Raw genomic sequence first — 23,947 nt, 5'->3', positions numbered from 1 at the left:
CATGCAACAGCAATTCGAACCGTCCGGGATACCGGTGGGGTGCCCCGCGCACGGCAACATCCAGTTGTTCGGACCCGAGTTCGGATCCGACCCCGAGGCCTACTACGCCCACCTGCGCTCGAAGGGCCCGAGTTCCCCGGTCGACATCGCGCCGGGCGTCGAGGTCGAGCTGGTCACCAGTTACGACGCCAGCCTGTACATCTTCCAGAACCCCGGCTCGTTCGTCAGGGACTCACGCCGCTGGGCGGACCTGAACGCGGGCCGTGTCCCCGAGGACAGCCCGGCGCTGCCCATGATGGGCTACCGCCCGAACGCGCTGTTCAGCGACGGCGCGGCGCACGCCCGCCTGCGACAGGCGGTCACCGACAGTCTGGCCACCGTCGACGAGGGCCGGCTGGCCCGCAAGACCCGGCAGTCCGCCGACTACCTGATCAGCGGCTTCAGCTCCGATCCGCTGGGTCAGGCCGAGTTGATGGCCGCGTACGCGCAGCCGCTGCCCCTGCTGGTCTTCAGCGACCTGTTCGGCTGCCCGCCGGAGATCGGTGACCGCGTCATCACCGGGATCAGCGGCATCTTCGAAGGCACCCCGGATGCCGACGTGGTCCTGGGTGGCGCCCTCACCGAACTGATCGCCCTCAAACGCCGCCAGCCCGGCGAGGACCTCACCACCCGTCTGATGGTGCACTCGGCCCGGCTGACCGACGAGGAGGTGCTGCACCAGCTCGTGACGCTGCTCTCCGGCGGAACCGCGCCGCTGACCGCCGCCATCGGCACCAGCAGTGCCCTGTACCTCAGCGGCGACTGGCCGACCGGCCTGCCGATCGAGGACGCGGTGGTGCAGACGCTGTGGAACTACGCCCCGATCGCCAACTACGCGGCCCACTACCCCACCCACGACGTCGAACTGGGCGGCAGGGTCCTCAGGGCCAACCACCCGGTACTGATCTCCTTCGCGGCGGCCAACACCGACCCCAAGCTGACCGAGCACCGCGAACACCGCAGCGCCAAGGCCCACCTGGCCTTCGGTGCCGGTCCGCACGCGTGTCCGGCCAAGGACCCGGCGTTCATGATCGCCGCCACCGCGGTCGAGTCCCTGGTCAACCGGCTGCCGGACGTCGAGACGCGCGTCCCGTTCAAGGAGCTCGTCTGGGCTCCGAGCCCGTGGAGCCGCACGCTGATGACCGTTCCGATCCGGTTCACCCCGCGCACGGTGCTGTCGGCTGCCGCCTCCCGGTCCACCGCTGCCGGCACCCCTCCGGGCGCGCAGTCGTCCGTGTCGGCCAATCCGCCCTCCGCGGTTCCCGCGTCCCGGCCGGCGTACGCGGCGCCACAGCACAAGGGCAAGCTGTTCAGTCGCTTCCTGGCATGGACGAGAGGGGAGTGACGCAGGTAACCCTAAGAGAACATGGTGGTACTGGATGCTTCAATAAACCCGCGGGTACGTATGGCGGCTGTTGCTCAGAAAGGAGCCGTCATCGTGGGGTTGAGTGTCACGACTCCGTCGCCCGACCGTCGAGTCACCGTCTCTCTCTTCTCCCGTCTCCGGAAGCCCGAGGGACAGGACGACCCGTTCCCCATCTACGCGGAGCTCCGGTCGCGGGGCGACGTCAGCCCCGCGCCCTGGGGCGGTCTTCTCGTGACCGGCTTCAGCGCCTGCGACCAGGTGCTGCGCAGCGCTGACTGGCTGGAGCCGGACAAGGGCTGGCGGCAGCGGCAGGGGGAGCGCACTCGCTGGAGTGCGCCCTCCTCCCGGGAGATCGGCAATACACTGCCCGCGCTCAACCCCCCGGAGCACACCCGGGTACGCCGTGCGGCCGGCAGCTTCGACCGCGGCACGATCGAGCGCATGGGGAGACGGGTCGACGGGATCGTCGACCGTCTCCTCGATTCCCTGATGGACCATCTCCGCACCGGCGAGGCGGATTTCGCCGCACTGGTCAGCGAGGAACTCCCGATCGCCACCATCGGGGACTGGCTCGGCCTGCCCGCCGCCGACTGGCCGCGGCTGCGGGAACTGACCCACGAGCAGGTCTTCACCCAGGAACTGCTGCCCTCCGCGAGCCAGTTAGCCCGGTCTGACGCGGCCATGGCCGAACTGCGTTCCTATTTCCTGGAGTTGGTCCGCGATCGGCGCACCCGTCTCGGCGACGACCCCGTCTCGCAGTGGATACGGACATGGGACGCGCTGGAGCCGGACCAGGACAAGGCCGACGAAGGGGTCTACTTCTTGGCCCTGTTCGTACTGCTGGCGGCCCTGGAGACCACGTCCACCCTCCTGTCGACCATGACGTTCCTGCTCGTCGAGCACCCGGCGCGGTGGAACATGGTCGCCGAACACCCCGGCCTCGTACCCGCGTTCGTCGAGGAATCGTTGCGCTACGACCCGCCCACCCATGTGATCAGCCGGGTCGCCGCCAGGGACTGTCTTCTCGACGGCGTCGAGGTGGGCGCCGACCAGATGGTCCATCTCATGGTGGGAGCGGCTCACCGCGACCCTGCGAGACACGCCGACCCCGACCTCTTCGACCCCCACCGCAAGGCCGGACACCTCGCCTTCAGCGGAGGCATCCACTACTGCCTCGGCGCTCCCCTCGCCCGGCTGGAGGCCCACACCCTGCTCCGTCAACTGACCACGCGTCTCCCCCGCCTCACCCTGGTCCGCCGCCCGATATGGGCCCCCAGGGTGGCGTTCCGGCGCCTGCTGAACCTGGATGTCGCCCTCGCATGAACCAGCCTTCCTTCGTCACGCCCTCCACACCGGTCCGCGAGACCATGGACGTGGAGCAGGCCGGCCCCGTCCTCCACGTCCGGCTCAACCCCGCCGCCCAGGACGACACGCTGAGCGCCGCGGTCCTCGACGACCTTCTCGCCCTGCTCGACGGTCTCCACGAGCGGCCCGACGTCCGCGTCCTGGTCCTGTCGTCCCTGGGCAAGGACTTCTGTCTGGGAGCGGACCGCCAGGAATACCAGGACGCTCTCACCTCCGACCCGACGGGAGCCGCGATGCGTCGTGTCGCGGACAAGGCGCACCGTCTGTGCCAGGCGCTGGAGACCACCCACGTCGTCACCGTCGCCCGGCTCCACGGCAGCGTCATCGGCGCCGGGCTCGCGCTCGCCGCCTACTTCGACCTGCGGGCGGGCGCCGACACCTGCCGGTTCCGCATGCCGGAGGTCGGTGTGGGGCTCCCGCCCGCGTGGGGCGGGGCAATGGGCCGCCTCGTCTCGGAGGCCGGCGCCGCGCGAATCCGTGAACTCATGCTCACCTGCGACGTCTTCGACTCCCCCACCGCCCACCGGATCGGTCTCCTGCACAAGGTCGCTCCCCTCGACCTGCTGGACGACACCATCAGCAGCTGGACGAGGCCACTCGTACGCCGGTCGCCCGAGGCCCTCGTCCTGACCAAGCGCATGCTGGCCGGCTACACGCGAGCCAACCGCATGGCCGATGTCTCACTGCTCGACTCCCACCTTCTGACGGCCCACCTGAGCTCGTCTCGAAGCAGTGCGTGACGCCTCCCTGGAGTAAGGTCCCCCCGCGGCCCCGGGCCCCGGGGTCTCAGGTGCCGGCTCCCGGGCGTCAGGCGCCGGTCAGCGGGTTCGGCAGCGGCGCGTAGCGCGCGTCGGCGCCGTCCGCGTCCGTCCAGCGGAGCAGCAGGTTGGTCTTGCCCGGGAGGGTGGGCGAGGCGAGCAGCGCGGCGATCTCGGGGAGGTCGTGGTCCGAGCCCTGGCGGTGGAGTTCCTGTCGTACGGCGGGCCAGGGGTCCGTGCCCGGGAACCTTTCGGCGAGGAGCGCGGCCAGCTCGGCGAGGTGGTTGACGACCAGGCAGTACACGAGCCGTTCCCAGCCGGCCGCGCGGGTCACCCCCGGCAGCAGTTTCACGCCTTCCGCGTCCCGGAACAGGGCCTGGACGGGCATGCCGTCCCCGTCCACGGCCACCAGCGTGTTCTGCAGATGGGCCTCGACGACGACTCCGTGGCGGGCGAACGCCTCCAGCACCGGGGGCACCACCCGGTGGAGGTACGCGGTCCACCAGGCGGCGGGATCGGTGAGCCGGTCGAGCGGGCTGCCGTCGAAGCCCTCCACGAGGGCGGCGGCCAGCAGCGGGGTCGCGCCGGGGACGAGGTGGTCGCGCAGTCCGTCGCGGACCAGGACGGCCAGTTCCTCGAAGGCGAAGTCGGCGGTGCGGTAGCCGCGGTCGCTCAGCCAGGCGGCGGGCCCCGGCAGCGCGGCGAAGGCGGCGGCGGTCGCCGCGTCGGTGGCGCGCATCTTGAGCAGGTCGTGCTTCCACAGCCGGCGGATGTCGTTGGTGATGCGGACATCGAGGCTGAACTTGACGAACAGGTCGTCCTCGGGGGCGTAGAGCGTGCGGACGGCCGCCGTCGGCCAGTACGGGCGGGCGGTGGGTCCGAGGCGCAGGAGCCGGCCGTCCGCGAAGGCGTCCCGGATCGCCGGGCGGGCGCCGGTCAGCGCGAGCTGCCAGGGGTGGGCGGGCAGCAGCCGGTAGCCCGGCGGGGCCTGGCCCGCGGCGTCCAGCGCCGTCGTGTCGCCCTCCTCGACGACGGCGTCCTCGCGCACGGCGAGCAGCTCCAGCGGGAAGCGGGTGTACGCCTCGGGGGCGTACGGCAGCCAGTCGGCGGCCGGGCCGCCGCCACGGGTCTTGGGCGCCGGGTGGTACGGGTGCCCCATGATCAGGGACTGCTCGGAGCGCAGGTACGGGTCCGCGGGCGGCGCCGTGCGGGCGCGGGCCCGGAGGAGGGCCGCGACCACGTCCCGGCTGTCGGTCATCTCCGCGGGGAGCCCGGTGTTGGCCACGCCGGTGAACCGGAGCAGTTCCTCCGCGGTGAGCGCGACCAGTTCCGGGTGCGTGAGCCGGTGCCAGGCCCCGCCGGTGTGCGCCTCGGGCCGGAAGGGGCGCCGCGTGCCCCGCACGCGAAGCAGCCGGCCGCTCGCGCCCAGCCGGTGGACGCCCGGTTGCCCGGTGGGCTCGGCCAGTTCGCGAAGAAGACAATTGAGCAACGGCGCGGCGGCGTACGCGTCGGCGGCCTCGTCCGTGTCGCCCCGGGTCAACTGGGTGAACACGGTCGGCTTGAAGTCCACGCGATCCATCCGGTTCATTCGATTCATACGGTGCACTGGTGATCAGTATGTCTGCCCCGGCGGACGATCACGATCCGGTCCCGTACCCAAGGAGCCCGCCTGTGCACCGTCCCTCCACGCCCGACACCGAGGCCGCGTTCGCCGAGGAACTGAGCGCCGTACGCCCCGATCTGTCGGCGCGGTACGCGGCGGCTCTGCCCGGCGCCCGGGCCGCCGTGCTGACCCGGCTGTGGCGCGCGCTGGCGTACGAGCCGCTGCCGTGGGTCGCCCGCCGTGAGACGGACCGCGACGGCTTCACGGTCCACCTCACGGACGGCCGGCCGCTGCATGGACCGCGCCCCGACCCGTACGCCACCTCCGCCTATGTCACCGAAGTGCGGCTCGGCGAGCGGGCGTACGAGCGTCCGGAGCTCCTCGTCGACGCCCTCGACGTGCCGCACGGCGGTGCCTTCGCGGCCGAACTCGGCAACAGCGTGGCCTCGTTGGCGCTGTCACGGGCGGACCGGGCGTCCGGCGACGGTCCTGGGACGTCCGAGGCGAGCTGGGTGTGGGAGCAGCGGATCGTCGACGGGCATCCGTACCACCCCAACTGCCGCTCGCGGCCGGGGTTCTCGGTGGCCGATCAGCTCGCGTACGGGCCGGAGCACCGGACGTCGGTGGAGCTTGGTCTGGTGGCGGTGGACGACGCACTCGTCACCGGCGAGTGGCCGAAGTGGCTGCGGGACGGCGAGCGGGTGCTGATCCCGGTGCATCCCTGGCAGAGCGCCCATGTACTGGACGCCCCGGTCCAGGAGGGTTTCGCCGCACGCCCGTTGATGTCGCTGCGCACTCTCGCGGTGCCGGACGGGCCGCATGTGAAGACAGCGCTGAGCGCGCGGCTGACCTCGTCGGTACGGGACATCTCGGTGTACTCGGTGGAGACGGCGGACACGGTCTCGGCCTTCATGGAGGAGATCACGGTACGCCTGGACGCGCCGCTGCACATCACCCGCACCCTCGGCGCGGCCACCGCCGGATTCCCCGATCTCGCGGCGGTGGTGCGGGAGTCACCGGACGGGTACGCGGGTGCGGGCGAGCGGTGTGTCCCGGTGGCCGCCCTTCCCCTGACCATGCTGCCCGAAAAGGCTTCCTGGCTGGCCGAGTTCACCCGCCTCGTCCTCACCGTGGGGCTGCGGCTGCTGGAGCTCGGGGTGGCTCTGGAGGCGCACGGCCAGAACCTCCTCGTGATCCTCGACCGCGCGGGCTCCCCCGTCCGGCTCGTCTACCGCGACCTGGCCGACATCCGGGTGAGCCCGGCCCGCCTCGCCCGCCACGGCATCCCGGTCCCGCGGCTGTCCGGACGCATCGTGACCGACGACGAGACCGCCCTGCGGCGCAAGCTCTTCGGTTCCCTCGTCGGCGGCGCGCTGGGCGCGACGGCGGGTTCGGCGGCCGCGCTCCGCGAGGCCCTTGAGACGGTCGCGCCGGATCTTCCGCCTACCGCGGACCTCCCCGCGCTCCTCGGCGAGCCGCTCCCCACCAAAGCGCTGACCTTGATGCGGCTTTCCCCCGAGACCCCCGGTGACCTGTGGACACGGCTGCCACAGCCGCTCTTCGGACCCGGCTCGTCGTAGCGCGGGACATCCCTCGTTTTTACGCGCGGCACCTTTGATCAATAGGATCCGCCGATGATCACAAGACAACGGCTGGCGGCGGGCGTCATCGCCCTGCTCGCCGCCCTGGCCGCCGGGATCGCCTTCCCGGCCGGAGCGGTCGCCGACGAAACCACGGCCACCGCTCCCAAGGTCGAACTCCTGCTGGACGTCAGCGGTTCGATGCGTGCCCGGGACATCGACGGCGAGTCGCGGATGTCCGCGGCGAAGCAGGCGTTCAACGAAGTGCTCGACGCGACGCCGCAGGAGGTGCAGCTCGGCATCCGCACCCTCGGCGCCAACTATCCGGGGAACGACCGCAAGACGGGCTGCAAGGACACGGCCCAGCTGTACCCGGTGGGGACCCTGGACCGCACCGAGGCCAAGACGGCCGTCGCGACCCTCAACCCGACCGGCTGGACCCCGATAGGTCCCGCCCTGCTCAAGGCGGCCGACGACCTCAACGGCGGTGAGGGCACCCGTCGCATCGTGCTCATCAGCGACGGCGAGGACACCTGTCAGCCGCTCGACCCGTGCCAGGTGGCCCGCGAGATCGCGGCCAAGGGCATCGGCCTGACCATCGACACCCTGGGTCTGGTCCCCGACGTCAAGGTGAGCAAGCAGCTGAGCTGCATCGCCGAGGCCACCGGTGGCACGTACACCTCGGTGGAGCACAAGGAGCAACTCAGCGACCGCGTCAACCAGTTGGTGGACCGCGCCGCCGATCCGGTGGTGAAGCCGGTGGCCGTGGAGGGCACCGACTCGTGCACCGGCGCTCCCGCCGTCAAGTCGGGCCTCTACACCGACCGCGAGGAGTTCGCGCAGCACCGCTGGTACCGCGTGGAGGTGGCGCCGGGCAAGGAGCTGCGTGCCTCGGTGAGCATCGCGGCCGACCGTCAGGTCAACCCCGACTACGGGGTGTTGCTGCGGGCCGTCACCGTGCACGGCCGGGAGATCGTGCGCGGCGAGGCGGCCGGGAACGGCCGCACCGACGTCGTCTCGACCGGTCTGCGCTACCCGAAGGCCGAGAGCGACGACGACAACGCGCCCGCCGAGGTCGTGTGTCTGCAGGTGTCCAACTCCTTCTCGGCCGCGTCCGGCGTGAAGGTCACGCCCGGACTGCCGCTCGAACTGACCGTGGACGTCGTCGACGGCCCCGACCAGGCGGGTGACGTGGCCTCCTTCGGCCTCGGGCGCGGCTGGTGGCTGCTCGGCGCCCTGGTGCTCACCGGCTTCCTCGCGGGTGTGCTGTGGGGCTGGATCTCTCGCTGGCGGTTCTCGGTCTGGAGGACCAACTGATGCGTATCCGACGTGTGCTGAGCACCGCCGTCCTTCTCGCGGGCCTCGCCGCGGCGCCCGCGCTGCTCGGGGCGGCCGCTTCCCCGGCCGTCGCCGACTCCTCGCCGTCCCCGAGCCCGTCCGGTGACGACGCCGCGCCCACCGAGGCCGGTACGTCGTTCCGTACGGCGACCGAGGTCGAGCAGGGCGTGCAGGCCACCGCCGGCGCCTCGACCGGTGACTACCTGTACTGGCAGTTCCCCGCGGACGCCGGACAGCGGCCCACCGTGAAGGCGACGGTGAAGCTGCCCGAGGCGTCCAAGCGTGCCTCCGCCGAGACCTGGCAGATCGACGTGTACGACGGTCTGCGGCGCCGCCAGGCCTGCCAGTACGGGTCGCAGACCCGGACGGCGGCGGCGGACGCTTCCACCGTGGAGCTGTCCTGCACCCTGCGCACCGTCCGCGCCTGGGCGGAGACCTGGGCCAACGACCCGCTGCCGGGCACCTATTACATCCGGCTCACCGCCACCGGTCTCGGGGCGGCCGATCTGGGTCTGCCGATGAGCACGGAACTGCGGGTGGACTCCAAGGACATCGGCGGTTCGGCGGCGGTCGACGGCTCGCTCGCCAAGCCCTTGGTCCCGGGCATCGCCACGACGTCCAAGACGTCCGACGACGGTTCCGGCTCCAAGACGGCGGTGCTGTCCTCGCTCCGGCCCGACGGCTCCGACTGGTGGTCCGACCGCTGGGTGTGGACCGCCGTCGGCGGCGTCCTCGCGGCCCTCGCGGGCATCGGCGGCTACGCGCTGACGCGGGGCAACGGACGCCCTTCCCGGATTCCGCCGGGCGCCTGACCGCACACCCCACACCGGGGCCCGCCCTCCTCCCGGCACAGGAGGAGGGCGGGCCCCGGTCCTCCGGTCGGGAGCATCGCGGGCCTGGAGCCGTCACCCACCGGTCCCCGCGCCGCCGTCAGGCCCTCCAGCGGCCCGTCAGGCCCCTCAGGCGGGCCGCTCAGCCTTCGCTCCGGCGGGCCCGCGCCCGTCGCAAGGCGCCCGCCACCGCGGCGTCACGCCTCGCGGAGCGCCTTGGCGAGGGGTCCGTCGCCCGTCACGTGGACGCTCCGCTCGCGCAGCGCGTCGAGCAGGGTCAGGGTCCCCCGGTTCACGGCCTCGCACGTCCGGGTCTCCAGCGTCAGCCGGGCGTCCGGCTCACGCGGGGCGGGCCCGTCGCTGTAGAGCGGTTCTTCCCCGGAACCCAGCCGGACATGGAACCGGCCCTCGTCCAGGTGGACTTCGACCAGCCCCTCGCCGGCCCCGGCGGCGTCCAGCCCCCGCAGCAGCGGCAACGCGAACCAGTGGGCCCGTACGGCGTCGGTGGGCCCCCGCTCGCCCAGCGCGGGCGCGCCCCACTCCCCGAGCGCCTGAAGGACGGGCAGCAACTCCTGTCCGCGCGTGGTGAGTTCGTAGACGTAGGCGGCCCCCGGCGGCGGCAGGCGCCGTCGGGTGGTCAGTCCGTCGCGTTCCATGTCCTTGAGCCGGGAGGCGAGGACGTCGGTGCTGACGCCCGGCAGATCGGCGTGCAGATCGGTGTACCGGCGCGGTCCGCCGAGCAGTTCGCGGACGATCAGGAGGGTCCACCGGTCCCCGACGGCGTCGAGGGCACGGGCGGCGGAACAGTACTGGTCGTAGCTTCGGCGCGGTGACATGCGACGCAGTCTAGCTATCTTGTTGGACTTTCCAAGCTCCCACTTGGTAAAACCAAGCAACACCACAACCGGAGGGCGCAGCGCATGGAGTTCCGGCAGTCGAGCAAGCTCAGCGAGGTCTGTTACGAGATCCGTGGCCCGGTGATCGAGCACGCCGACGCACTGGAGGCGGCGGGCCACAGTGTGCTGCGCCTCAACACCGGCAACCCGGCGCTCTTCGGGTTCGAGGCCCCGGAGGAGATCCTCCAGGACATGATCCGGATGCTGCCCCGGGCGCACGGCTACACCGACTCGCGCGGCATCCTGTCCGCCCGCCGGGCCGTCGCCCAGCGCTACCAGGACCGGGGCCTGGACGTCGGCGTGGACGACGTCTTCCTCGGCAACGGCGTCTCGGAACTGATCTCCATGGCCGTGCAGGCCCTGATCGAGGACGGCGACGAAGTCCTCATCCCCGCCCCGGACTTCCCGCTGTGGACGGCCGTCACCACGCTCGCGGGCGGCAAGGCGGTGCACTACCTCTGCGACGAACAGTCCGAGTGGTACCCGGACCTGGACGACATGGCGGCGAAGATCACCGACCGGACCCGCGCGGTCGTCATCATCAACCCCAACAACCCGACGGGCGCGGTCTATCCGAAGGAGATCGTCGAGGGCATCCTCGATCTCGCCCGCCGGCACGGCCTGATGGTGTTCGCCGACGAGATCTACGACCAGATCCTGTACGACGACGCCGTGCACCACTCGGCCGCCGCCCTCGCGCCCGACCTGGTGGTCCTCACCTTCTGCGGCCTGTCCAAGACGTACCGCGTCGCCGGTTTCCGTTCCGGCTGGCTGGTCGTCACGGGCCCCAAGCAGCACGCGCGCAGCTATCTGGAGGGGCTGACGATGCTGGCCTCCATGCGCCTGTGCGCCAACGCCCCCGCGCAGTACGCCATCCAGGCCGCGCTCGGCGGCCGCCAGTCGATCCACGAGCTGACCGCACCCGGCGGCCGGCTCCGCGAGCAGCGCGACCGCGCCTGGGAGAAGCTCAACGAGATCCCTGGCGTCTCGTGCGTGAAACCCAAGGGCGCGCTGTACGCGTTCCCGCGCCTCGACCCCGCCGTGTATCCGATCCACGACGACGAGAAGTTCGTCCTCGACCTGCTGCTGCGCGAGAAGATCCAGGTCGTGCAGGGCACCGGCTTCAACTGGTCGCGGCCCGACCACTTCCGCGTTCTCACCCTCCCGCACGCCGACGTCCTGGACGCGGCGATCAGCCGGATCGGGCGGTTCCTGAGCGGGTACCGGCAGTAGGGAACCGGGCGGAGGACGTGGACGGGGTGGACGGCGCGGACCGGGTGGACGGGTGGACGGGGTGGACGGGTGGACGGGGTGGGGCCGGTCGGAGGAGTCGGTGCTGCGGCCCGGCCCGGCCGGTGTCACCGTACGAGGGACAGCGGCTGACGCAGGGACGGAAAGGGCGCGACGATGGGTGACCTCCTCCTCGTACGGCACGGTGAGACCGAATGGTCGATGTCCGGACGGCACACGGGGTCGACCGACGTCCCGCTGACGGACAACGGCCGCGAGCAGGCGCGGCGGCTCGGTCCGCTGATCGCGCGGCACCACATCGCGGCGGCGTTCGTCAGCCCGCTGCGCCGGGCGCGGGAGACGGCCGAGCTGGCCGGGATCGTCGGCGCACACGTCGACGCCGACCTCCGCGAGTGGGACTACGGGGGGTACGAGGGGATCACCACCGTCGAGATCCACCGGGAGCGGCCCGACTGGTTCCTGTTCACGGACGGCGTCGCGGCCGGGCCGCCGGATCACCCCGGGGAGAGCCCGGACGACGTGGGGGCGCGCGCCGAACGAGCCCTGGCCAGGATCGACGCGGCGCTGGCCGAGTCGGAGGGCAGCGTGGTCGTCGTCTCGCACGGCCACTTCCTGCGGGTGCTGACCGCGCGGCGGCTCGGGCTGAGCGCCCAGTCCGGCGCCCTCTTCCAGCTCGCCACCGGGACGATGAGCCGCCTGAGCACGGAGCACCGGCGTCATGTGGTGGCCGGCTGGAATGTCAGACCCGACGCGTACTGTTCCCATGGACCGCTCGCCCCGGCGGGAGAGGGGTCGCAGGAACACTGAGCCGCGGCCGGGCAGGAGCGCCGCGGCACCACCCGGTGGTGGAGGGAGCGCGCCGTGACACGACCGCCGAGCGCCGCGCAGTGGCGCCTCATCGACAGCGCCGACCCCGTGACCGGGCGGCTGAGAGGCACCGAGGCCCAGCTCGCCGCGCTGGTGAAGCGCGGGCTCGCCTTCCGCCATCCCCGCCCCCCGCGCGACCACTTCCTGACACCGGCCGGGCATCGGCTGCGTGAGGCCCCCCGGACACCCGAGCCGGCCGGCGCCGCCGAGGTGTCCGCTCCGGCGGCGTCCGGGGTGTTCGCCGCGCGCATCGGCGGCGAGGAGGGTCCCGAGGCGGGTCCCGCGCGGCTGCGGGAGGTGCGCAGCGCCTGGCAGGGGCTCCTGGAGCTGCGCCGGATGACCCGTCCGGACGCGGCCACCGACCTTCCGTGCGCCTGGGAGCGTACGCATCTCGTGCAGGCCGCCGCGCTCGCGCTGGAGGCGGCGGGACACCGGCCGGCCGGAGCGGAGGGCGGCGGCTACCGGATTCGGGCCACACCGCAGCCGGAGGCGGTCGCCGTGCACGAACCCGACCCGGAGGCCCTGCGAGCCTGCGCGGCCACGCTGGAGAAGGCGGGCTGGCAGGTCGGCGAACACACGGAACCGCGCACGGGCGCCCGGTACGCGCTGGCTTCGCCCCGGCGGACGTGAGGCGCGTGGGCCCGGTCGTGCTGGAGACGACCATCCGCTATCGGCGCGAGCTGCTCGCCGGTGACGAGGTCGAGGTGACGTGCGCCTTCATCTGGGGTGAGGGCAAGAGCTTCCGCATGGAGCAGACCGTCCGGAAGGCCGACGGCACGGTGTCCGCCGAGATCACGGCGGTCTGCGGGCTGATGGACCTCACGGAACGCCGGCTCCTGCCGGGCCCCCGGGATGTCTTCAAGTCCCTGTCCACCGACCCAAGTCATTTCGAGGACTGACCTCTCCGGACCGCTCCGCAGACGCCGACCTGGCCTCCGGACTCTTCAACACCACGCAGGTGGCGGGCGGTTCGCCGGGGCCGGCCGTGCCGACGACACCGGCGGCGAGCCGTACCGAGCGGCTGACCGGCGCGGCGGGCACGTCGTCGCGACGACGGCGGACGGCAACCGGCCAGCGTTCACGGTGGCCACGGCCATCGCGGCCACGGCCCTGATCCTGGCCACCGCCCTGCTGCGGCCTGGCCGAACCGCGGCGACACGGAACGCCCTGCCCTCGCGCGGGTACTCCGCGAGCATCGCCGTGGGCCAGGGAATCGCCGCCACCACCATCAGCAGGAGCAGATTCAGGAACATCAGGGTGCGGTCGACCCGGGCGACATAGCTGAACACCTGAGCCGTTCGTGCCGTTCGTCCGCTCAGACCGTAGCCCAACGCGGTTCGCTTTCGGCTCCGCATCCTCAACTCGCCTTCCCCTGACGGGTATACGCCGCCTTCGATCTCTGGTAGGAAACTTTCCTAACAGTACGCGGCAGCACCACTCCCCCACTGGAGGTACCGTGCGCACCCCCCACACAGGCACTTCGCGTCGCACCCTGCTCACCCTGATCGGAGCCTCATTGGCGGCAGGTCCCCTGATCGCCACCCAGACCGCGACGGCCGCCGCGGTCGGCCTGGACGACCCGGCGAAGAAGGAGATCGCCATGAAGCTGGTCTCCAGCGCGGAGAACTCCTCGCTGGACTGGAAGGCGCAGTACAAGTACATCGAGGACATCGGCGACGGGCGCGGCTACACCGCCGGGATCATCGGGTTCTGCTCGGGCACCCACGACATGCTCGACCTCGTCGAGCTGTACACGCAGCGCAAGCCCGGCAACGTCCTGGCCAAGTACCTGCCCGCACTGCGCGAGGTCGACGGCAGCGACTCCCACGAGGGCCTGGACCCCGGCTTCCCGGCCGACTGGCGCAGGGCCGCGCAGGACTCCGCGTTCCAGCAGGCCCAGAACGACGAGCGCGACCGCGTCTACTTCAACCCCGCCGTAGGGCAGGGCAAGACCGACGGCATCGGCGTCCTCGGCCAGTTCACGTACTACGACGCCATCGTGATGCACGGCGACGGCGGCGACAGCACCAGCTTCAGCAACATCCGGCGGCGCGCGCTGGCGAAGGCCAAGCCGCCGGCCCAGGGCGGTGACGAGGTGACGTACCTGAACGCGTTCCTCGACGCCCGGGTGTGGGCCATGAAGCAGGAGGAGGCCCACTCCGACACCACCCGGGTCGACACCGAGCAACGGGTGTTCGTACGCAACCGGAACCTGAACCTCAACACACCCCTGGACTGGAAGGTCTACGGCGACAGCTACCACATCGGCTGAGGCGCGCGGCACGGCGGAGGGCGCGGCACGCTTCTCGTGCCGCGCCCTCCGTGTGACCGTTCCGGGGCGCGCACGTCGATGCACGCCCCGGCCGCGGTCGCCGTGGACCCCGCTCGGGTCCACGGCCACCGGCCGAGGGCCGTCCCCCTCGGCCGGAGTTCTGCGGTGCTCAGGCCCGCGCGGTGATCCGCGCGAGGCGCTGTGCCTCGTCCCGCGTGGAGCGGGCGATGGCGTCCTCGTCGACGTTGAGGAGCCGGCTGTCCTCGACGACCGGCTTTCCGTCGACGAGCGAGAGGGTGACCGGCGCGGCGGCGCCGAAGACGAGCGCCGTCACCGGGTCGGCGATCGAGGCGTGCGCCAGGGTGTCCATCCTCCACAGCACGAGGTCGGCGAGCTTGCCCGCCTCCAGGGACCCGATCTGGCTTGCGCGGCCCAGGACTTGGGCCCCTCCGTAGGTGCCGAGGCGTAGCGCCTGACGGGCGTTCAGGGCGGCCTCGCGGTGGGCGCCGAGCCGGTTGACGAGCAGGGCGTTGCGCAGTTCGGTGTGGAGTTCGCCCGACTCGTTGGACGCGGTGCCGTCGACGCCGAGGCCGACGGGGACGCCGGCCGCCAGCATGTCGGGGACCCTGGCGATACCCGCGGCGAGCCGGGCGTTGGAGGACGGGCAGTGCGCCACACCGGTCCTCGTGCGGGCGAAGGCGGCGATGTCGGAGTCGTTCATGTGGACGCAGTGCGCCATCCACACGTCCTCGCCGAGCCAGCCGGTCGACTCGAAGTAGTCGGTCGGGCCCATGCCGAACAGTTCCTTGCAGAACTGCTCCTCCTCCACGGTCTCCGAACCGTGCGTGTGCAGCCGTACCCCCTTGCGGCGGGCCAACTCTGCGCCCTGCCTCATGAGTTCGGTGGAGACGGAGAAGGGCGAGCAGGGTGCGACGGCGACCTGGACCATGCTGTCGAAGGAGGCGTCGTGATGCTCGTCCACGGTCGCCTCGGTGGCGGCCAGCGCCCCTTCGAGGGTCTCGACGGCGAAGTCCGGAGGCAGTCCGCCGTCCTTCTCGCTGCGGTCCATGGAACCGCGGGCGAGCGTGAAGCGGACACCCGTCTCACGGGCGGCCCGGATGATGGCGCCGGACAGGTCGCCGGAGCCCTTGGGGAAGACGTAGTGGTGGTCCATGGCGGTGGTGACGCCGCCGCGGACCATCATGGCGAGGGAGCCCTGTGCGGCCGCGTAGACCATCCGCTCGTCGATGCGCGCCCAGGTCGGGTAGAGCGCTACGAGCCAGTCGAAGAGGTTGTGGTCCGTGGCGAGGCCGCGGGTGATCCACTGGTAGAAGTGGTGGTGGGTGTTCACCAGTCCGGGCGTGGCCAGATGCCCGGTGCCGTCGACGCGGCGGACCACGTTCTCCAGGTTCTCGGGGGCCTTTCCGGCACCCACCGACTCGATCCTGTTGTCGGCGACGACGATGTGACCCGAGGAGTACTCGGTGTCGCCCGCGTCCACGGTCGCGATGGCGCAGTTCTCGATGACGGTGCGCTGGACTGCCACTGCGGTTCCTCGTTCTTCCCGTTGGCGGACGGACCCGGGGGCCGAGCGGGGTGACGACCGGGTCCGTGGTGCTGTGATTGCGCGGATGCCCCCGCTCTCCCCTGGAACGTGACGCCGGCGCCCGAGTCGGGGGTACCGGCGGCAGTACCGGGGCGCGGTCCGGGCGGACCGCCGGGCGCGGTCCTACAGGTTCGTGAGGTCCACCGGGATGCGGGGCTCGCATCCGTCGCGCAGGACGGTGCCCTCGATGAGCCCGTACGGACGGTCGGCCGCGAAGTAGACAGCTCCGTCGGCGGTGTCGTTCTCCAGGCCGAACGGCTTCAGGTCCACCAGGAAGTGGTGCTTGTTCGGGAGCGAGAAGCGGACCTCGTCGATCTCGTCACGGTGGTCGATGATCCGCGCGCCCATTTGGTACAGGGTCTGCTGGAGCGAGAGGGAGTAGGTCTCCGCGAAGGCCTGGAGCATGTGCTTCCTGACCTGGTCGTAGGACTTGTCCCAGTTGGGCATCTGCTGCTCGTCGCCGGTCCAGTTGAAGCGCCAGCGGCCGGAGACCTGGGTGGCCAGGATCCGGTCGTACGCCTCCTGGAGGGTCGTGTACTTGTCCTTGACGTAGCCCCAGAACTCGGAGTCGGTCGTGTTCATCACGACGAGGTCCTTCAGGCCCGAGACGACCTCCCAGGCCTCACCGTCGTAGGTGATCTGGGTGACGCGGGTCTCCTGGCCCTTGCGGACGAAGGAGTGCCTCGGCTCGTCCGCGACCGCGGCCCGGGACTCGGCGTCCGAGGCCTCGATACGCTCCCAGGCGTACTCCTCGATGCGGATGCGCGCCCGCTTGATCGGCTGCTGGCTCGTGACGAAGTGCCGGGCCAGGTGGATGCCGAACTGCTCGGCGGACTCGATGCCGTGCTCCTTGGCGAAGGCGTACACCGTGTTCTTGGTGGTGTCCGTCGGCAGGACGTTCGCGTTGGAGCCCGAGAGGTGGACCTCCCGCATGTCGCCGCTCAGCGCGACGGACACGTTCAGGTCCTTGATGTGGTGGGTGCCGCCGTCGCGGGTGATCTTGACGACGCGGTTCTCGGCCTTGCCGTACTGGTTCTGGCCCAGGAGCACGGGGCGGCCGCGGTCGGACGGGTCGGTGCCGCGGCGGGAAGGGTCGGTCATGTCTGCTAGCTCCCTCGGTAAACGGAGTAGCCGAACGGGTTGAGCAGCAGCGGTACGTGGTAGTGCTCGCCCGGCCTGACGGCGAAGGTGATCGTCACCTCGGGGAAGAACGTCTCGCTGTCCCGGTTCGCGGGGGCGTCCTGCTGCGCATCGGCTTGACGTGTCGCTGAATCCGGCTCGAAGTACGCCTCGACCTCGAAGTCGAGCCGTACATGGGTCGTGCCCTCCGGCAGGGCCGGAAGGTCCTTGCACCGGCCGTCCGTGTCGGTCGCGGAACCGCCGAGCGCCCGCCAGTCGCCCTCGCGCCCCGCACGGGCGGCGAGTCGGACGGCGACGCCCTCGGCGGGGCGGCCCCGGCTCGTGTCCAGGATGTGCGTGGACACGGAGGCCGTGGTGTCGGTGCTCATGCCTCTTCTTCCTGTACGGGACTGCCGGGCTCTTCGGGTACGGGACCACCGGACCCCGTCCGTACGGGACCACCGGTCCCTTCTTGCAGGGGAGCGCCCGGCTCGTCCTCTGCCAGGTGTACGAGATTGCCGAGCCGGATGCGGTTGATCTTCCCCAGTTCGACGCGGACGATCTCCCGCTCCCGCTCGGGCGAGTTGCCGATCCGCTCCCGGACCGCGTCGCGCATCTGTTCTCCCGTCCGGCCGGTGGCGCAGATGAGGAAGACATGGCCGAACTTCTCCTGGTAGGCCAGGTTCAGTTCGAGCATCTCCTCCTTGAGCTCCGCGGAGGCGTCGGCCATGCCCCGCTGTTCGCGGGAGGAGGTCGGGTCTCCGGGCTTCGGCCGCCCGATGGGCGGGTGCCCGGCCATCGCCTCCGCCAGGTCCGCGGTGGTCAGCTCGGCCGTGGCGGCGTCGCTCGCGGCGTACAGGTCGTCGGCGGTCGGGTAGGGGCGGGCGACGGTCAGCCGCTCCGCCCAGGCGCGGGAGGCGCACACCTCGTGGAGGACGGCGAGGGCCGCGCGCTCCTGAAGGGCGTTGAAGCGGTCGAGGCCGCCAGATGTCGTACTCGACGTCACGGGAAGCCTCCGTGGCCTTGTGCTGGACGGGCTGCGGACAGCTAACGCCCTCGAAAACGCCGCGTCAACACTTTGTTGAAAACTTCGGGTTACGAAAACCGCCGCCCGGTCGTTCCGGACGGCGGCGGGTGACGGCGGGCGGACCCTTGCCGTCCTGAGGCGCGTTTTCGCCGGTCAGACGTCCTTTTCGCGATTCAGGTAGTTGTAGACGGTGAACCGGCTCACGCCGAGCGCGCTCGCCACGGTCTCCACACCGTGCCGCACGGAGAAGGCCCCGCGCGCTTCCAGTATGCGCACGACCTCCTGCTTGGCCTTGCGGTCGAGCTCCGCGAGCGGCTTGCCCCGCTTGCGCTCCAGCGCCGCGAGGATGTGGTCCAGCGAGTCGGCGAGCTGGGGCAGGCGTACGGCGACGACGTCCGCGCCCTCCCAGGACAGCACGACGTCGTCGACGCCGGCCAGCTCGGGCGGCAGCATCTCTCCCCCCATGGCGTCGACCAGCGGCTTGACCGCCGCGACGAAGGGGTCGTCCCCGATTCCGGTCACTTATCACCCTCCCCGGCCGCGCCCACGACGTTCACCTGGAGCGAGACCCGGGTGGCGCCCGCCTCCAGGACCTTGCGCAGCAGCGCGTCGACCGCGGTGAGCACGCTGTCCGCGCCGCCTTCCGCGGTGTTGCCGAACGGGCCGACGTCCACGGCGTCCAGTTCGGCCGCCTCGATGACCTCGCGGGCGACCAACGCGTGCCGAGGCGCCTCGTCGAGATCGAAGGGCTCGGTCGTGAACTCCACTCTCAATCGCACTGTGCCCCCAAGGCATCGCTGACCTGCATGTTTCCTCAACCCTCCGACTGAGAGGGCACATCGGGGGCACACTCTGCCACCACCGCGCGGAGCGCCTGGTCCACCGCTGCCCTGGTCCGTTCCTCCGGTTCGGGGAAGGAATGACTGTAGACGTTCAAGGTCATCGCGGCGCTGGATTCCCCAGTCGCTCCGGTACGACCTTAGAAGTCGTCCCGGTTGGTGTACAGCTCACACTTCGCGCTCCGGCCCGTATTCCTCCTGGGTGCGAGCACAGGGGCGCAGGTGTCGGTGCCGGTCGGCAGCAAAGGCTCTGCCGTCCCTCATGCCACGAAGCGCTTCTCCGCGAGGAGTCCCCGGAGCAGCGAGACCGACTCCGCGACCGGCTGCCTGGCGTACAGGCCCTTGACATCGCGTACGGAGCAGACCGCCACCGGCGTCGCCACGTGTACCTCCAGGAAGTGCGCGCCGTTCTTCTCGTGCCTCTGCCGTACGGCGTTGCGGCTGTCGGCGTAGGGGGCGATCACGGGTACCAGGACGATCAGGCCGTTGCGGACGAGGACTTCGGCCACGAGGCCGACGCGCCGCACGTTCGTGTCGCGGTCCCGGCGGCCGAAGCCGAGGCCGGAGGAGAGTGAGGTGCGCATCTCGTCGCCGTCGAGCACCTGCACCTGCACCTGCACCTGCACCTGCACCTGATGCCCCTCGGCGCGCAGCCGGTCGGCCAGTACCCGCGCGATGGTGGATTTTCCCGCGCTCGGCAGTCCGGTGAGCCAGACTGTCACGCCGCAGCCGCACGGTCTGGAGCGAACCATCATGGGCGAATCAACCTCTTTCCTCGGTCAGTGAGTCGAACCCGCGAGACGGGCCAGGTGCGTGGTGGTGCGAGCGGACAGGAAGCCCGGCCAGCTGGACGAAGACCCCGGCCAGTGCGGGTCCGGCCATCTGCGTCGCCGAATTGCCGGCCTGCAGGATCCCGTTGCCCTCGGCCAGCTCGTCCGGGCGCAGCACCTTGGGGACGGCTGGCTGGTAGCCGATGTCGTAGAAGACCGTGGCCGAGCCGACGACGAAGGCGATCACGAGCAGCGTCCACAGGGTGAGGCCGAACAGTGCGTAGCCGACACCGAGCAGGGCGAGGGCGGCGGCGCGCACGACCGCGCACACCACGATCAGGGGCCGGGTGGGTACGCGGTCGGCGAAGAGCCCGGCGACGAGGGCGAGCACGACCACGGGCAGGAACTGCGTCGCCGACACCAGCCCCGTCTGCGTGCCGCTGCTGTGCAACTCGACCACGGCGAGCAGGGGAAGGAGGTACAGGGCGGTCTGATAGCCCAGTCTGGAGACGACGTCGCCGATCCACAGCCTGCGAAAGGTGGCGAGGCGCAGGAGTGCGCGACGCGTGTCCGTGCTCGCTCCGGTGAAGTCGGTGGAGTCCTGCGGATGCCCGCCCATCGCTCGTTCCCTCTCCGTCATCCTTGCCGGGTCGGCGTCAGCCGATGAACGGGCGCCACTCCCGCACCCGCTCGATCCGCACGCCCTCGGTGCTGAAGTACGGGTCGTCCGCGATGAGTCGGTCCAGGGCGGACCGGTCGGGAACGTCGAAGGCGAGGACCGCGCCGGAGTCGTCGGCCAGCGGGCCCGCCATGCGGACGAGCCCCTTCTCGTGGAGCGCGGTCAGCTTGTCGCGGTGGGCGGGACGGGCGGCGAGGCGTTCGGGGGCGTCCGTGAAGGAGAGTTCGACGAGCCACATGCGGGACGGCGCCTTTCGGTAGTGCGGTCGGACCGCGTACGGAGGTCGGCCGGAGCCGCGTTCAGTCTGCGGTGATCGACACTTCGATGGAATCCGTGACCTCGGCTTCCAGCCGGTCGAGTTCGTCCGGTGAGGGTGTGTCGATCAGGTAGGTCACCACTCGGTCGCCGGACTCGGTGAGCGGTCCGACGCGGGCGCCGCGGGACTTGAGTGCCAGAACGGCGCGCAGCGTGGCCGGTTCGTCCGCGGCGCCTGGCACGATCTCCGGCCACGACCCGCCGTTCGCCGTCCACACGACCGGCCCGGCCTGCGGATGGTGCACCGCGATGTCTCGCGGGACGCCGGGTCCTGTCTCCAGGTACACCTGCCGGGCGTGGCGCACGAGCAGCGGCGGGGCGACCGGCTCGCCCAGCACGATCCGGAGGATGTCCGGTTCCATGGGCCGACCGGTGGCCAGGTGGTACAGGGGCAGGAGCCCGTCGCCCGGGGTGCGTACCGCCAGTTCCATCAGCACCGGAGGCCGTCGGCCGGCAGTCGCAGTTCCGTGTGGACGATGGCGTTCTCCACGGCGAGCCGCTCGACGATGTCCCGGTTGGCGGCCAGCAGCAGGTCGTTGTCCGGGGACGACGGGGCGGGGACCGTGTGCGCCAACTCGACGAAGCAGCGGCCCGATTCCTCGGTGGTGCGCTTGTGCGTCACCGACTCGAAGATGATCTTCCGGTTCTGGACGAGTGCCTCGACCGAGTACTCCTGTGCCCCGCACCAGCTCCTCCACGAGAAGGCAATTCCCCACCAAGGATCTCCCGGGCCCGGAGCAGCAGTCCGGCGACTTCCCGTAGTAGATCGGCATCAGGCCCGGGCCTGCTGGACTCTCCCCCCGGCAACCCTCCGCTTTCGATGACTCGATTCATTGGATGTCACTCTCATAACCGACAATGTCGGCAACGTTGCTTTCCGAGAAGCGAATTGATCCTGACGCACCCCTACCCCCTCATCAAGGAGCAGAGGAATCCTGATCTTGCACTGCCGATACAGGAAACGGGGATACATGAATATCAAATACACAAGAGCGGACAAGAGTGCCTGCACCGGCATCTGCGGCGCCGGAATTGATCGGTACCGCGCCGCCCCGCGCGAGGGTGAAATCGTGGGTGAAGTGCCCCCGTGTCTGCTGTACCTGGGGCTGTTACGCAAACTGGAGGACGCCGGCGCCCCGAATTCCGGCGCTCCGTGCGTCCGTTATATGCCCGTACCGCCGGCCGTCGCCGCGGCGAACCTGGCTCGCCCCGTGGAAGAGGCCATCGAGGCCCAGCGTTCGTAGCTCGCGGAACTCAGGTCGTCGCTCGCTCCGCTCGAGGCGGTCTTCCAGCACGAGCAACGGCAGCGAGAGATCCACGTACAGCACCTGATCGGCGAGGAGAACATCGGCGGCACCATCAGGCTGGCCGTCGAGAGCTGTACCGAGGAGACCCTCGGCATGCTGTTCCGGCTCCCCGGAAATGTCGTGCTCCTTCCCGATGCGGTGGAACAGGCTTGAGTCCTTAGGGCCTCGACAGCCGCGCGTTCGCCGCCGATGTGGTCGCCGTGCAGCCCGGTGCCGATGTCGAAGTGCTCGACGCGGCAGCGGTCGATCCGGAGGCCGGTGGAGCGGAGGTGGTCGAGAGGAAGCAGGGTTGCTCGGGGGGAGTCGACGGCGCCCGTACCGATGACGTGGCCAGCGAGGTCGACCGGCGCGGTCACCGGAGAGTCGGTTCGGACGACGATGACCGACCTGAGGTCGCGGTCGGTGTCGCACATGGCCACGGCACGTACCTGCTGACCGTTGGCGGAGGCGAGACGCCGTGCGCGCACCAAGGCGAGCGGGGAGTTCCAGGCGATGTCGACTCGTCCGGCGAGCAACTCGGTCACCTGCCGCTCGCAATGGGAGTACATGACGTAGTCGAACGGGAACCCGTGGGCGCGGAGCCATGAGCGGAAGCCGTCCCAGATGGTCACGACCTTGGGGTCGTAGGCGACAGCGCCCGGTGTCAGGGGTGCGGCCACTTGGCTGCTCCGTCCAGGAGCGGCAGGCCGAGCAGAGCGCGGCCGGTGAGGTCGAGGAGAGCGCCGGTGGTGGGCGCCATGACGCGGGCGGCCCGTGAGGCGCGGAAGTGCCGTTCGAGACCGGCTTCTTTGCGGAACGCGGCGCCGCCACAGACCTTGAGCGCGCGTCGGCGACGGGGCTTCGAGCGCAGCCACCATCGGATGCAGGCGCCCCGTTCGCACGGGGACCGGAACCAGACCCCCGCCCGTCTGCGGCCGCTGACTCCGCGCGTCGGGATGCGGGCCCTCCGCGAGGAACAACTCCAGCCCAGGCCCGCCGCACGGGACCTGGCAGGCTCCGCCGGCTCGCTGCCGGCGGCGACCGCATGGTCGCCGCCGGCAGCGGGACTCCGATCCCCATCGCACGGGCTCAACCCACCGCGCGCCGCGGACATCCCGGCAGCCCCGTGCGGCCCGAGCGGGTCACGGCCACGGCTTTCCGTCGGCACCCCCCTTGACAAGCCCCGAGGCACGGCGGCAATCTTCCATTGAGAAGAAACTAACTTCCACCATACGAAATAAACCAGATCGCCGGCCCGGCCGAGAGAACGGCCGCCGGCGCGGAAGGGAGCGCCGACCTCCATGGGATTCGCGGACCAGCGCTTCAACGTCAACCTGTCGATCCTCTTCACGGAACTCCCGCTCCTGGAGCGCCCCGCGGCAGCCGCCGCGGCGGGCTTCACCGCGGTCGAGCTGTGGTGGCCCTGGGTCGACTCCCCCACCCCCGGGCAGTCCGAACTCGACGCCCTGAAGCGGGCGATCGAGGACGCGGGCGTCCGGCTGACGGGGCTGAACCTCTACGCCGGGCGGTTGCCCGGTCCCGACCGGGGCGCCCTGTCGATCCCGGGGAAGGAGTCGGCGAGGTTCCGCGCCAACGTCGACGTGGCCGCCGAGTTCGCCGGGTCGCTGGGCTGCACGGCGCTCAACGCCCTGTACGGCAACCGCGTCGAGGGCGTGGACCCCGCCGAGCAGGACGCGCTCGCACTGGAGAACCTCGTCCTCGCGGCGCGGGCGGCGGACCGCATCGGCGCGATCCTCCTCGTCGAGACCCTCAACGAGCGGGAGTCGCCGCGCTACCCGCTGGTGACCGCACCGGCCGGCGTCGCCGTCGTCGACAAGGTCAACGCCGCCACCGGCCTCGGCAACGCCAGGTTCCTCATGGACCTCTACCACCTCTCCATGAACGGCGAGGACCTGCCTCGGGTGATCGCCGACCACGCCGACCGGACCGGTCATGTGCAGATCGCCGACAACCCCGGCCGCGGCGCCCCGGGCACCGGCACCCTCCCGCTGGAGGAACTCCTCGACCAGCTGAACAAGGCCGGTTACGACGGCTGGGTCGGCCTGGAGTACAAGCCGGGCGACCGGCCGAGCGCCGAGTCCTTCGACTGGCTGCCCGCCGACGCCCGAGCCGCCCGCTGA

Annotated in this window: 25 protein-coding genes and 2 pseudogenes; 12 read left to right on the top strand and 15 right to left on the bottom strand. The window is 71.0% G+C overall.

Annotated elements, in window-relative coordinates; all coding sequences use genetic code 11:
• Position 1: 1 nt before the first annotated feature.
• The 3 genes from ACFYW8_RS36165 to ACFYW8_RS36155 all read left to right on the top strand — a co-directional run bounded on the left by ACFYW8_RS36165 (position 2) and on the right by ACFYW8_RS36155 (position 3,510).
• Positions 2-1,384 carry a cytochrome P450 gene (locus ACFYW8_RS36165; protein WP_389088622.1) on the top strand — a complete coding sequence of 461 codons (1,383 nt, stop codon included), beginning with the start codon at positions 2-4 and terminating at the stop codon, positions 1,382-1,384.
• 99 nt (positions 1,385-1,483) lie between these two features.
• Positions 1,484-2,728 (top strand): cytochrome P450, encoded by a 1,245-nt coding sequence (locus ACFYW8_RS36160; protein WP_389088758.1) that lies wholly within the window; start codon positions 1,484-1,486, stop codon positions 2,726-2,728.
• A gap of 44 nt (positions 2,729-2,772) precedes the next feature.
• Entirely contained in the window at positions 2,773-3,510 is a 738-nt protein-coding gene (locus ACFYW8_RS36155; protein ID WP_389088753.1) for an enoyl-CoA hydratase/isomerase family protein, read from the top strand.
• A gap of 67 nt (positions 3,511-3,577) precedes the next feature.
• Here ACFYW8_RS36155 and ACFYW8_RS36150 read toward each other — a convergent pair whose 3' ends face one another.
• Positions 3,578-5,107: an IucA/IucC family protein gene (locus ACFYW8_RS36150; RefSeq protein ID WP_389088618.1), complete on the bottom strand. Its 1,530-nt coding sequence runs from the start codon at positions 5,105-5,107 to the stop codon at positions 3,578-3,580.
• Positions 5,108-5,199: 92 nt separating this feature from the next.
• Between ACFYW8_RS36150 and ACFYW8_RS36145 the strand changes: the two genes are divergently transcribed.
• The 3 genes from ACFYW8_RS36145 to ACFYW8_RS36135 are packed head-to-tail and all read left to right on the top strand — an operon-like array spanning position 5,200 to position 8,861.
• On the top strand, positions 5,200-6,711 hold the full coding sequence (locus ACFYW8_RS36145; RefSeq protein ID WP_389088613.1) for an IucA/IucC family protein: 1,512 nt from the start codon (positions 5,200-5,202) through the stop codon (positions 6,709-6,711).
• A 54-nt stretch (positions 6,712-6,765) separates the two neighbouring features.
• Positions 6,766-8,028, top strand: coding sequence for a VWA domain-containing protein (locus ACFYW8_RS36140; protein WP_365868389.1), 1,263 nt, complete (start codon positions 6,766-6,768; stop codon positions 8,026-8,028).
• Complete coding sequence (locus ACFYW8_RS36135) at positions 8,028-8,861, top strand: hypothetical protein (RefSeq protein ID WP_365868391.1); 834 nt, start codon at positions 8,028-8,030, stop codon at positions 8,859-8,861. Before ACFYW8_RS36140 ends, ACFYW8_RS36135 begins: the two co-directional genes overlap by 1 nt.
• A 215-nt stretch (positions 8,862-9,076) precedes the next feature.
• Here ACFYW8_RS36135 and ACFYW8_RS36130 read toward each other — a convergent pair whose 3' ends face one another.
• Positions 9,077-9,715, bottom strand: coding sequence for a winged helix-turn-helix transcriptional regulator (locus ACFYW8_RS36130; protein ID WP_389088603.1), 639 nt, complete (start codon positions 9,713-9,715; stop codon positions 9,077-9,079).
• 84 nt (positions 9,716-9,799) lie between these two features.
• On the opposite strand from ACFYW8_RS36130, the gene ACFYW8_RS36125 reads away from it, so the two are divergent.
• From ACFYW8_RS36125 to ACFYW8_RS36110, 4 genes and pseudogenes are all read left to right on the top strand, one after another.
• The gene (locus ACFYW8_RS36125) at positions 9,800-11,008 is read left to right on the top strand and encodes a pyridoxal phosphate-dependent aminotransferase (protein ID WP_389088598.1); all 1,209 of its coding nucleotides are present in this window, start codon (positions 9,800-9,802) and stop codon (positions 11,006-11,008) included.
• A gap of 174 nt (positions 11,009-11,182) precedes the next feature.
• Entirely contained in the window at positions 11,183-11,833 is a 651-nt protein-coding gene (locus ACFYW8_RS36120; RefSeq protein WP_389088592.1) for a histidine phosphatase family protein, read from the top strand.
• 54 nt (positions 11,834-11,887) lie between these two features.
• Positions 11,888-12,523 (top strand): hypothetical protein, encoded by a 636-nt coding sequence (locus tag ACFYW8_RS36115; protein WP_389088587.1) that lies wholly within the window; start codon positions 11,888-11,890, stop codon positions 12,521-12,523.
• 5 nt (positions 12,524-12,528) lie between these two features.
• Positions 12,529-12,792: pseudogene (locus tag ACFYW8_RS36110) on the top strand (acyl-CoA thioesterase); the annotation flags it as partial.
• 45 nt (positions 12,793-12,837) lie between these two features.
• Here the strand turns inward: ACFYW8_RS36110 and ACFYW8_RS36105 are convergent.
• Positions 12,838-13,182, bottom strand: coding sequence for a hypothetical protein (locus tag ACFYW8_RS36105; protein ID WP_389088583.1), 345 nt, complete (start codon positions 13,180-13,182; stop codon positions 12,838-12,840).
• Positions 13,183-13,349: 167 nt separating this feature from the next.
• Here ACFYW8_RS36105 and ACFYW8_RS36100 point away from each other — a divergent pair, with 167 nt between their 5' ends.
• Positions 13,350-14,165 carry a chitosanase gene (locus ACFYW8_RS36100; RefSeq protein WP_389088577.1) on the top strand — a complete coding sequence of 272 codons (816 nt, stop codon included), beginning with the start codon at positions 13,350-13,352 and terminating at the stop codon, positions 14,163-14,165.
• A 169-nt stretch (positions 14,166-14,334) separates the two neighbouring features.
• On the opposite strand, the gene ACFYW8_RS36095 is transcribed toward ACFYW8_RS36100, so the two are convergent.
• From ACFYW8_RS36095 to ACFYW8_RS36040, 12 genes and pseudogenes are all read right to left on the bottom strand, one after another.
• Complete coding sequence (locus tag ACFYW8_RS36095; protein WP_389088572.1) at positions 14,335-15,711, bottom strand: 8-oxoguanine deaminase; 1,377 nt, start codon at positions 15,709-15,711, stop codon at positions 14,335-14,337.
• Between the two features lie 183 nt (positions 15,712-15,894).
• Complete coding sequence (gene pucL / locus ACFYW8_RS36090) at positions 15,895-16,872, bottom strand: factor-independent urate hydroxylase (protein WP_365868409.1); 978 nt, start codon at positions 16,870-16,872, stop codon at positions 15,895-15,897.
• 5 nt (positions 16,873-16,877) lie between these two features.
• The gene (gene uraH / locus ACFYW8_RS36085) at positions 16,878-17,279 is read right to left on the bottom strand and encodes a hydroxyisourate hydrolase (RefSeq protein ID WP_365868411.1); all 402 of its coding nucleotides are present in this window, start codon (positions 17,277-17,279) and stop codon (positions 16,878-16,880) included.
• 119 nt (positions 17,280-17,398) lie between these two features.
• Positions 17,399-17,896 (bottom strand): annotated as a pseudogene (uraD, locus tag ACFYW8_RS36080) (2-oxo-4-hydroxy-4-carboxy-5-ureidoimidazoline decarboxylase); the annotation flags it as partial.
• A gap of 174 nt (positions 17,897-18,070) precedes the next feature.
• A complete protein-coding gene (locus ACFYW8_RS36075) occupies positions 18,071-18,439 on the bottom strand; it encodes a helix-turn-helix domain-containing protein (RefSeq protein WP_389088561.1) in 369 nt (122 codons plus the stop codon).
• Positions 18,436-18,696, bottom strand: a complete 261-nt coding sequence (locus ACFYW8_RS36070; RefSeq protein ID WP_261704542.1) for a thiamine-binding protein — start codon at positions 18,694-18,696, stop codon at positions 18,436-18,438. The genes ACFYW8_RS36075 and ACFYW8_RS36070 overlap by 4 nt, the downstream gene beginning before the upstream one ends.
• Before the next feature lie 320 nt (positions 18,697-19,016).
• Positions 19,017-19,508, bottom strand: coding sequence for an adenylyl-sulfate kinase (locus ACFYW8_RS36065; protein WP_389088749.1), 492 nt, complete (start codon positions 19,506-19,508; stop codon positions 19,017-19,019).
• Between the two features lie 10 nt (positions 19,509-19,518).
• Positions 19,519-20,145 carry an MFS transporter gene (locus ACFYW8_RS36060; RefSeq protein WP_389088554.1) on the bottom strand — a complete coding sequence of 209 codons (627 nt, stop codon included), beginning with the start codon at positions 20,143-20,145 and terminating at the stop codon, positions 19,519-19,521.
• Positions 20,146-20,182: 37 nt separating this feature from the next.
• Positions 20,183-20,443: a YciI family protein gene (locus ACFYW8_RS36055; RefSeq protein ID WP_365868415.1), complete on the bottom strand. Its 261-nt coding sequence runs from the start codon at positions 20,441-20,443 to the stop codon at positions 20,183-20,185.
• Between the two features lie 61 nt (positions 20,444-20,504).
• On the bottom strand, positions 20,505-20,951 hold the full coding sequence (locus tag ACFYW8_RS36050) for a hypothetical protein (protein WP_389088546.1): 447 nt from the start codon (positions 20,949-20,951) through the stop codon (positions 20,505-20,507).
• Positions 20,951-21,142, bottom strand: coding sequence for a hypothetical protein (locus ACFYW8_RS36045; protein ID WP_389088543.1), 192 nt, complete (start codon positions 21,140-21,142; stop codon positions 20,951-20,953). The genes ACFYW8_RS36050 and ACFYW8_RS36045 overlap by 1 nt, the downstream gene beginning before the upstream one ends.
• Positions 21,143-21,682: 540 nt before the next feature.
• The gene (locus ACFYW8_RS36040) at positions 21,683-22,486 is read right to left on the bottom strand and encodes a phosphate/phosphite/phosphonate ABC transporter substrate-binding protein (RefSeq protein WP_389088540.1); all 804 of its coding nucleotides are present in this window, start codon (positions 22,484-22,486) and stop codon (positions 21,683-21,685) included.
• Between the two features lie 621 nt (positions 22,487-23,107).
• Here ACFYW8_RS36040 and ACFYW8_RS36035 point away from each other — a divergent pair.
• Positions 23,108-23,947: a TIM barrel protein gene (locus ACFYW8_RS36035; protein WP_389088537.1), complete on the top strand. Its 840-nt coding sequence runs from the start codon at positions 23,108-23,110 to the stop codon at positions 23,945-23,947.

The organism is Streptomyces sp. NPDC002742, assembly GCF_042888885.1.
Lineage (GTDB): Bacteria > Actinomycetota > Actinomycetes > Streptomycetales > Streptomycetaceae > Streptomyces.
This window is presented reverse-complemented; position numbering and strand designations above follow the sequence as displayed.

Coding starts and splice junctions, on each gene's coding strand:
- ACFYW8_RS36130 (WP_389088603.1), bottom strand. CDS start 9,715: ATGTCACCGCGCCGAAGCTACGACCAGTACTGTTCCGCCGCCCGTGCC.
- ACFYW8_RS36155 (WP_389088753.1), top strand. CDS start 2,773: ATGGACGTGGAGCAGGCCGGCCCCGTCCTCCACGTCCGGCTCAACCCC.
- ACFYW8_RS36125 (WP_389088598.1), top strand. CDS start 9,800: ATGGAGTTCCGGCAGTCGAGCAAGCTCAGCGAGGTCTGTTACGAGATC.
- ACFYW8_RS36135 (WP_365868391.1), top strand. CDS start 8,028: ATGCGTATCCGACGTGTGCTGAGCACCGCCGTCCTTCTCGCGGGCCTC.
- ACFYW8_RS36050 (WP_389088546.1), bottom strand. CDS start 20,951: ATGGAACTGGCGGTACGCACCCCGGGCGACGGGCTCCTGCCCCTGTAC.
- ACFYW8_RS36140 (WP_365868389.1), top strand. CDS start 6,766: ATGATCACAAGACAACGGCTGGCGGCGGGCGTCATCGCCCTGCTCGCC.
- ACFYW8_RS36165 (WP_389088622.1), top strand. CDS start 2: ATGCAACAGCAATTCGAACCGTCCGGGATACCGGTGGGGTGCCCCGCG.
- ACFYW8_RS36035 (WP_389088537.1), top strand. CDS start 23,108: ATGGGATTCGCGGACCAGCGCTTCAACGTCAACCTGTCGATCCTCTTC.
- ACFYW8_RS36065 (WP_389088749.1), bottom strand. CDS start 19,508: ATGGTTCGCTCCAGACCGTGCGGCTGCGGCGTGACAGTCTGGCTCACC.
- ACFYW8_RS36150 (WP_389088618.1), bottom strand. CDS start 5,107: ATGGATCGCGTGGACTTCAAGCCGACCGTGTTCACCCAGTTGACCCGG.
- pucL (WP_365868409.1), bottom strand. CDS start 16,872: ATGACCGACCCTTCCCGCCGCGGCACCGACCCGTCCGACCGCGGCCGC.
- uraH (WP_365868411.1), bottom strand. CDS start 17,279: ATGAGCACCGACACCACGGCCTCCGTGTCCACGCACATCCTGGACACG.
- ACFYW8_RS36055 (WP_365868415.1), bottom strand. CDS start 20,443: ATGTGGCTCGTCGAACTCTCCTTCACGGACGCCCCCGAACGCCTCGCC.
- ACFYW8_RS36120 (WP_389088592.1), top strand. CDS start 11,183: ATGGGTGACCTCCTCCTCGTACGGCACGGTGAGACCGAATGGTCGATG.
- ACFYW8_RS36060 (WP_389088554.1), bottom strand. CDS start 20,145: ATGGGCGGGCATCCGCAGGACTCCACCGACTTCACCGGAGCGAGCACG.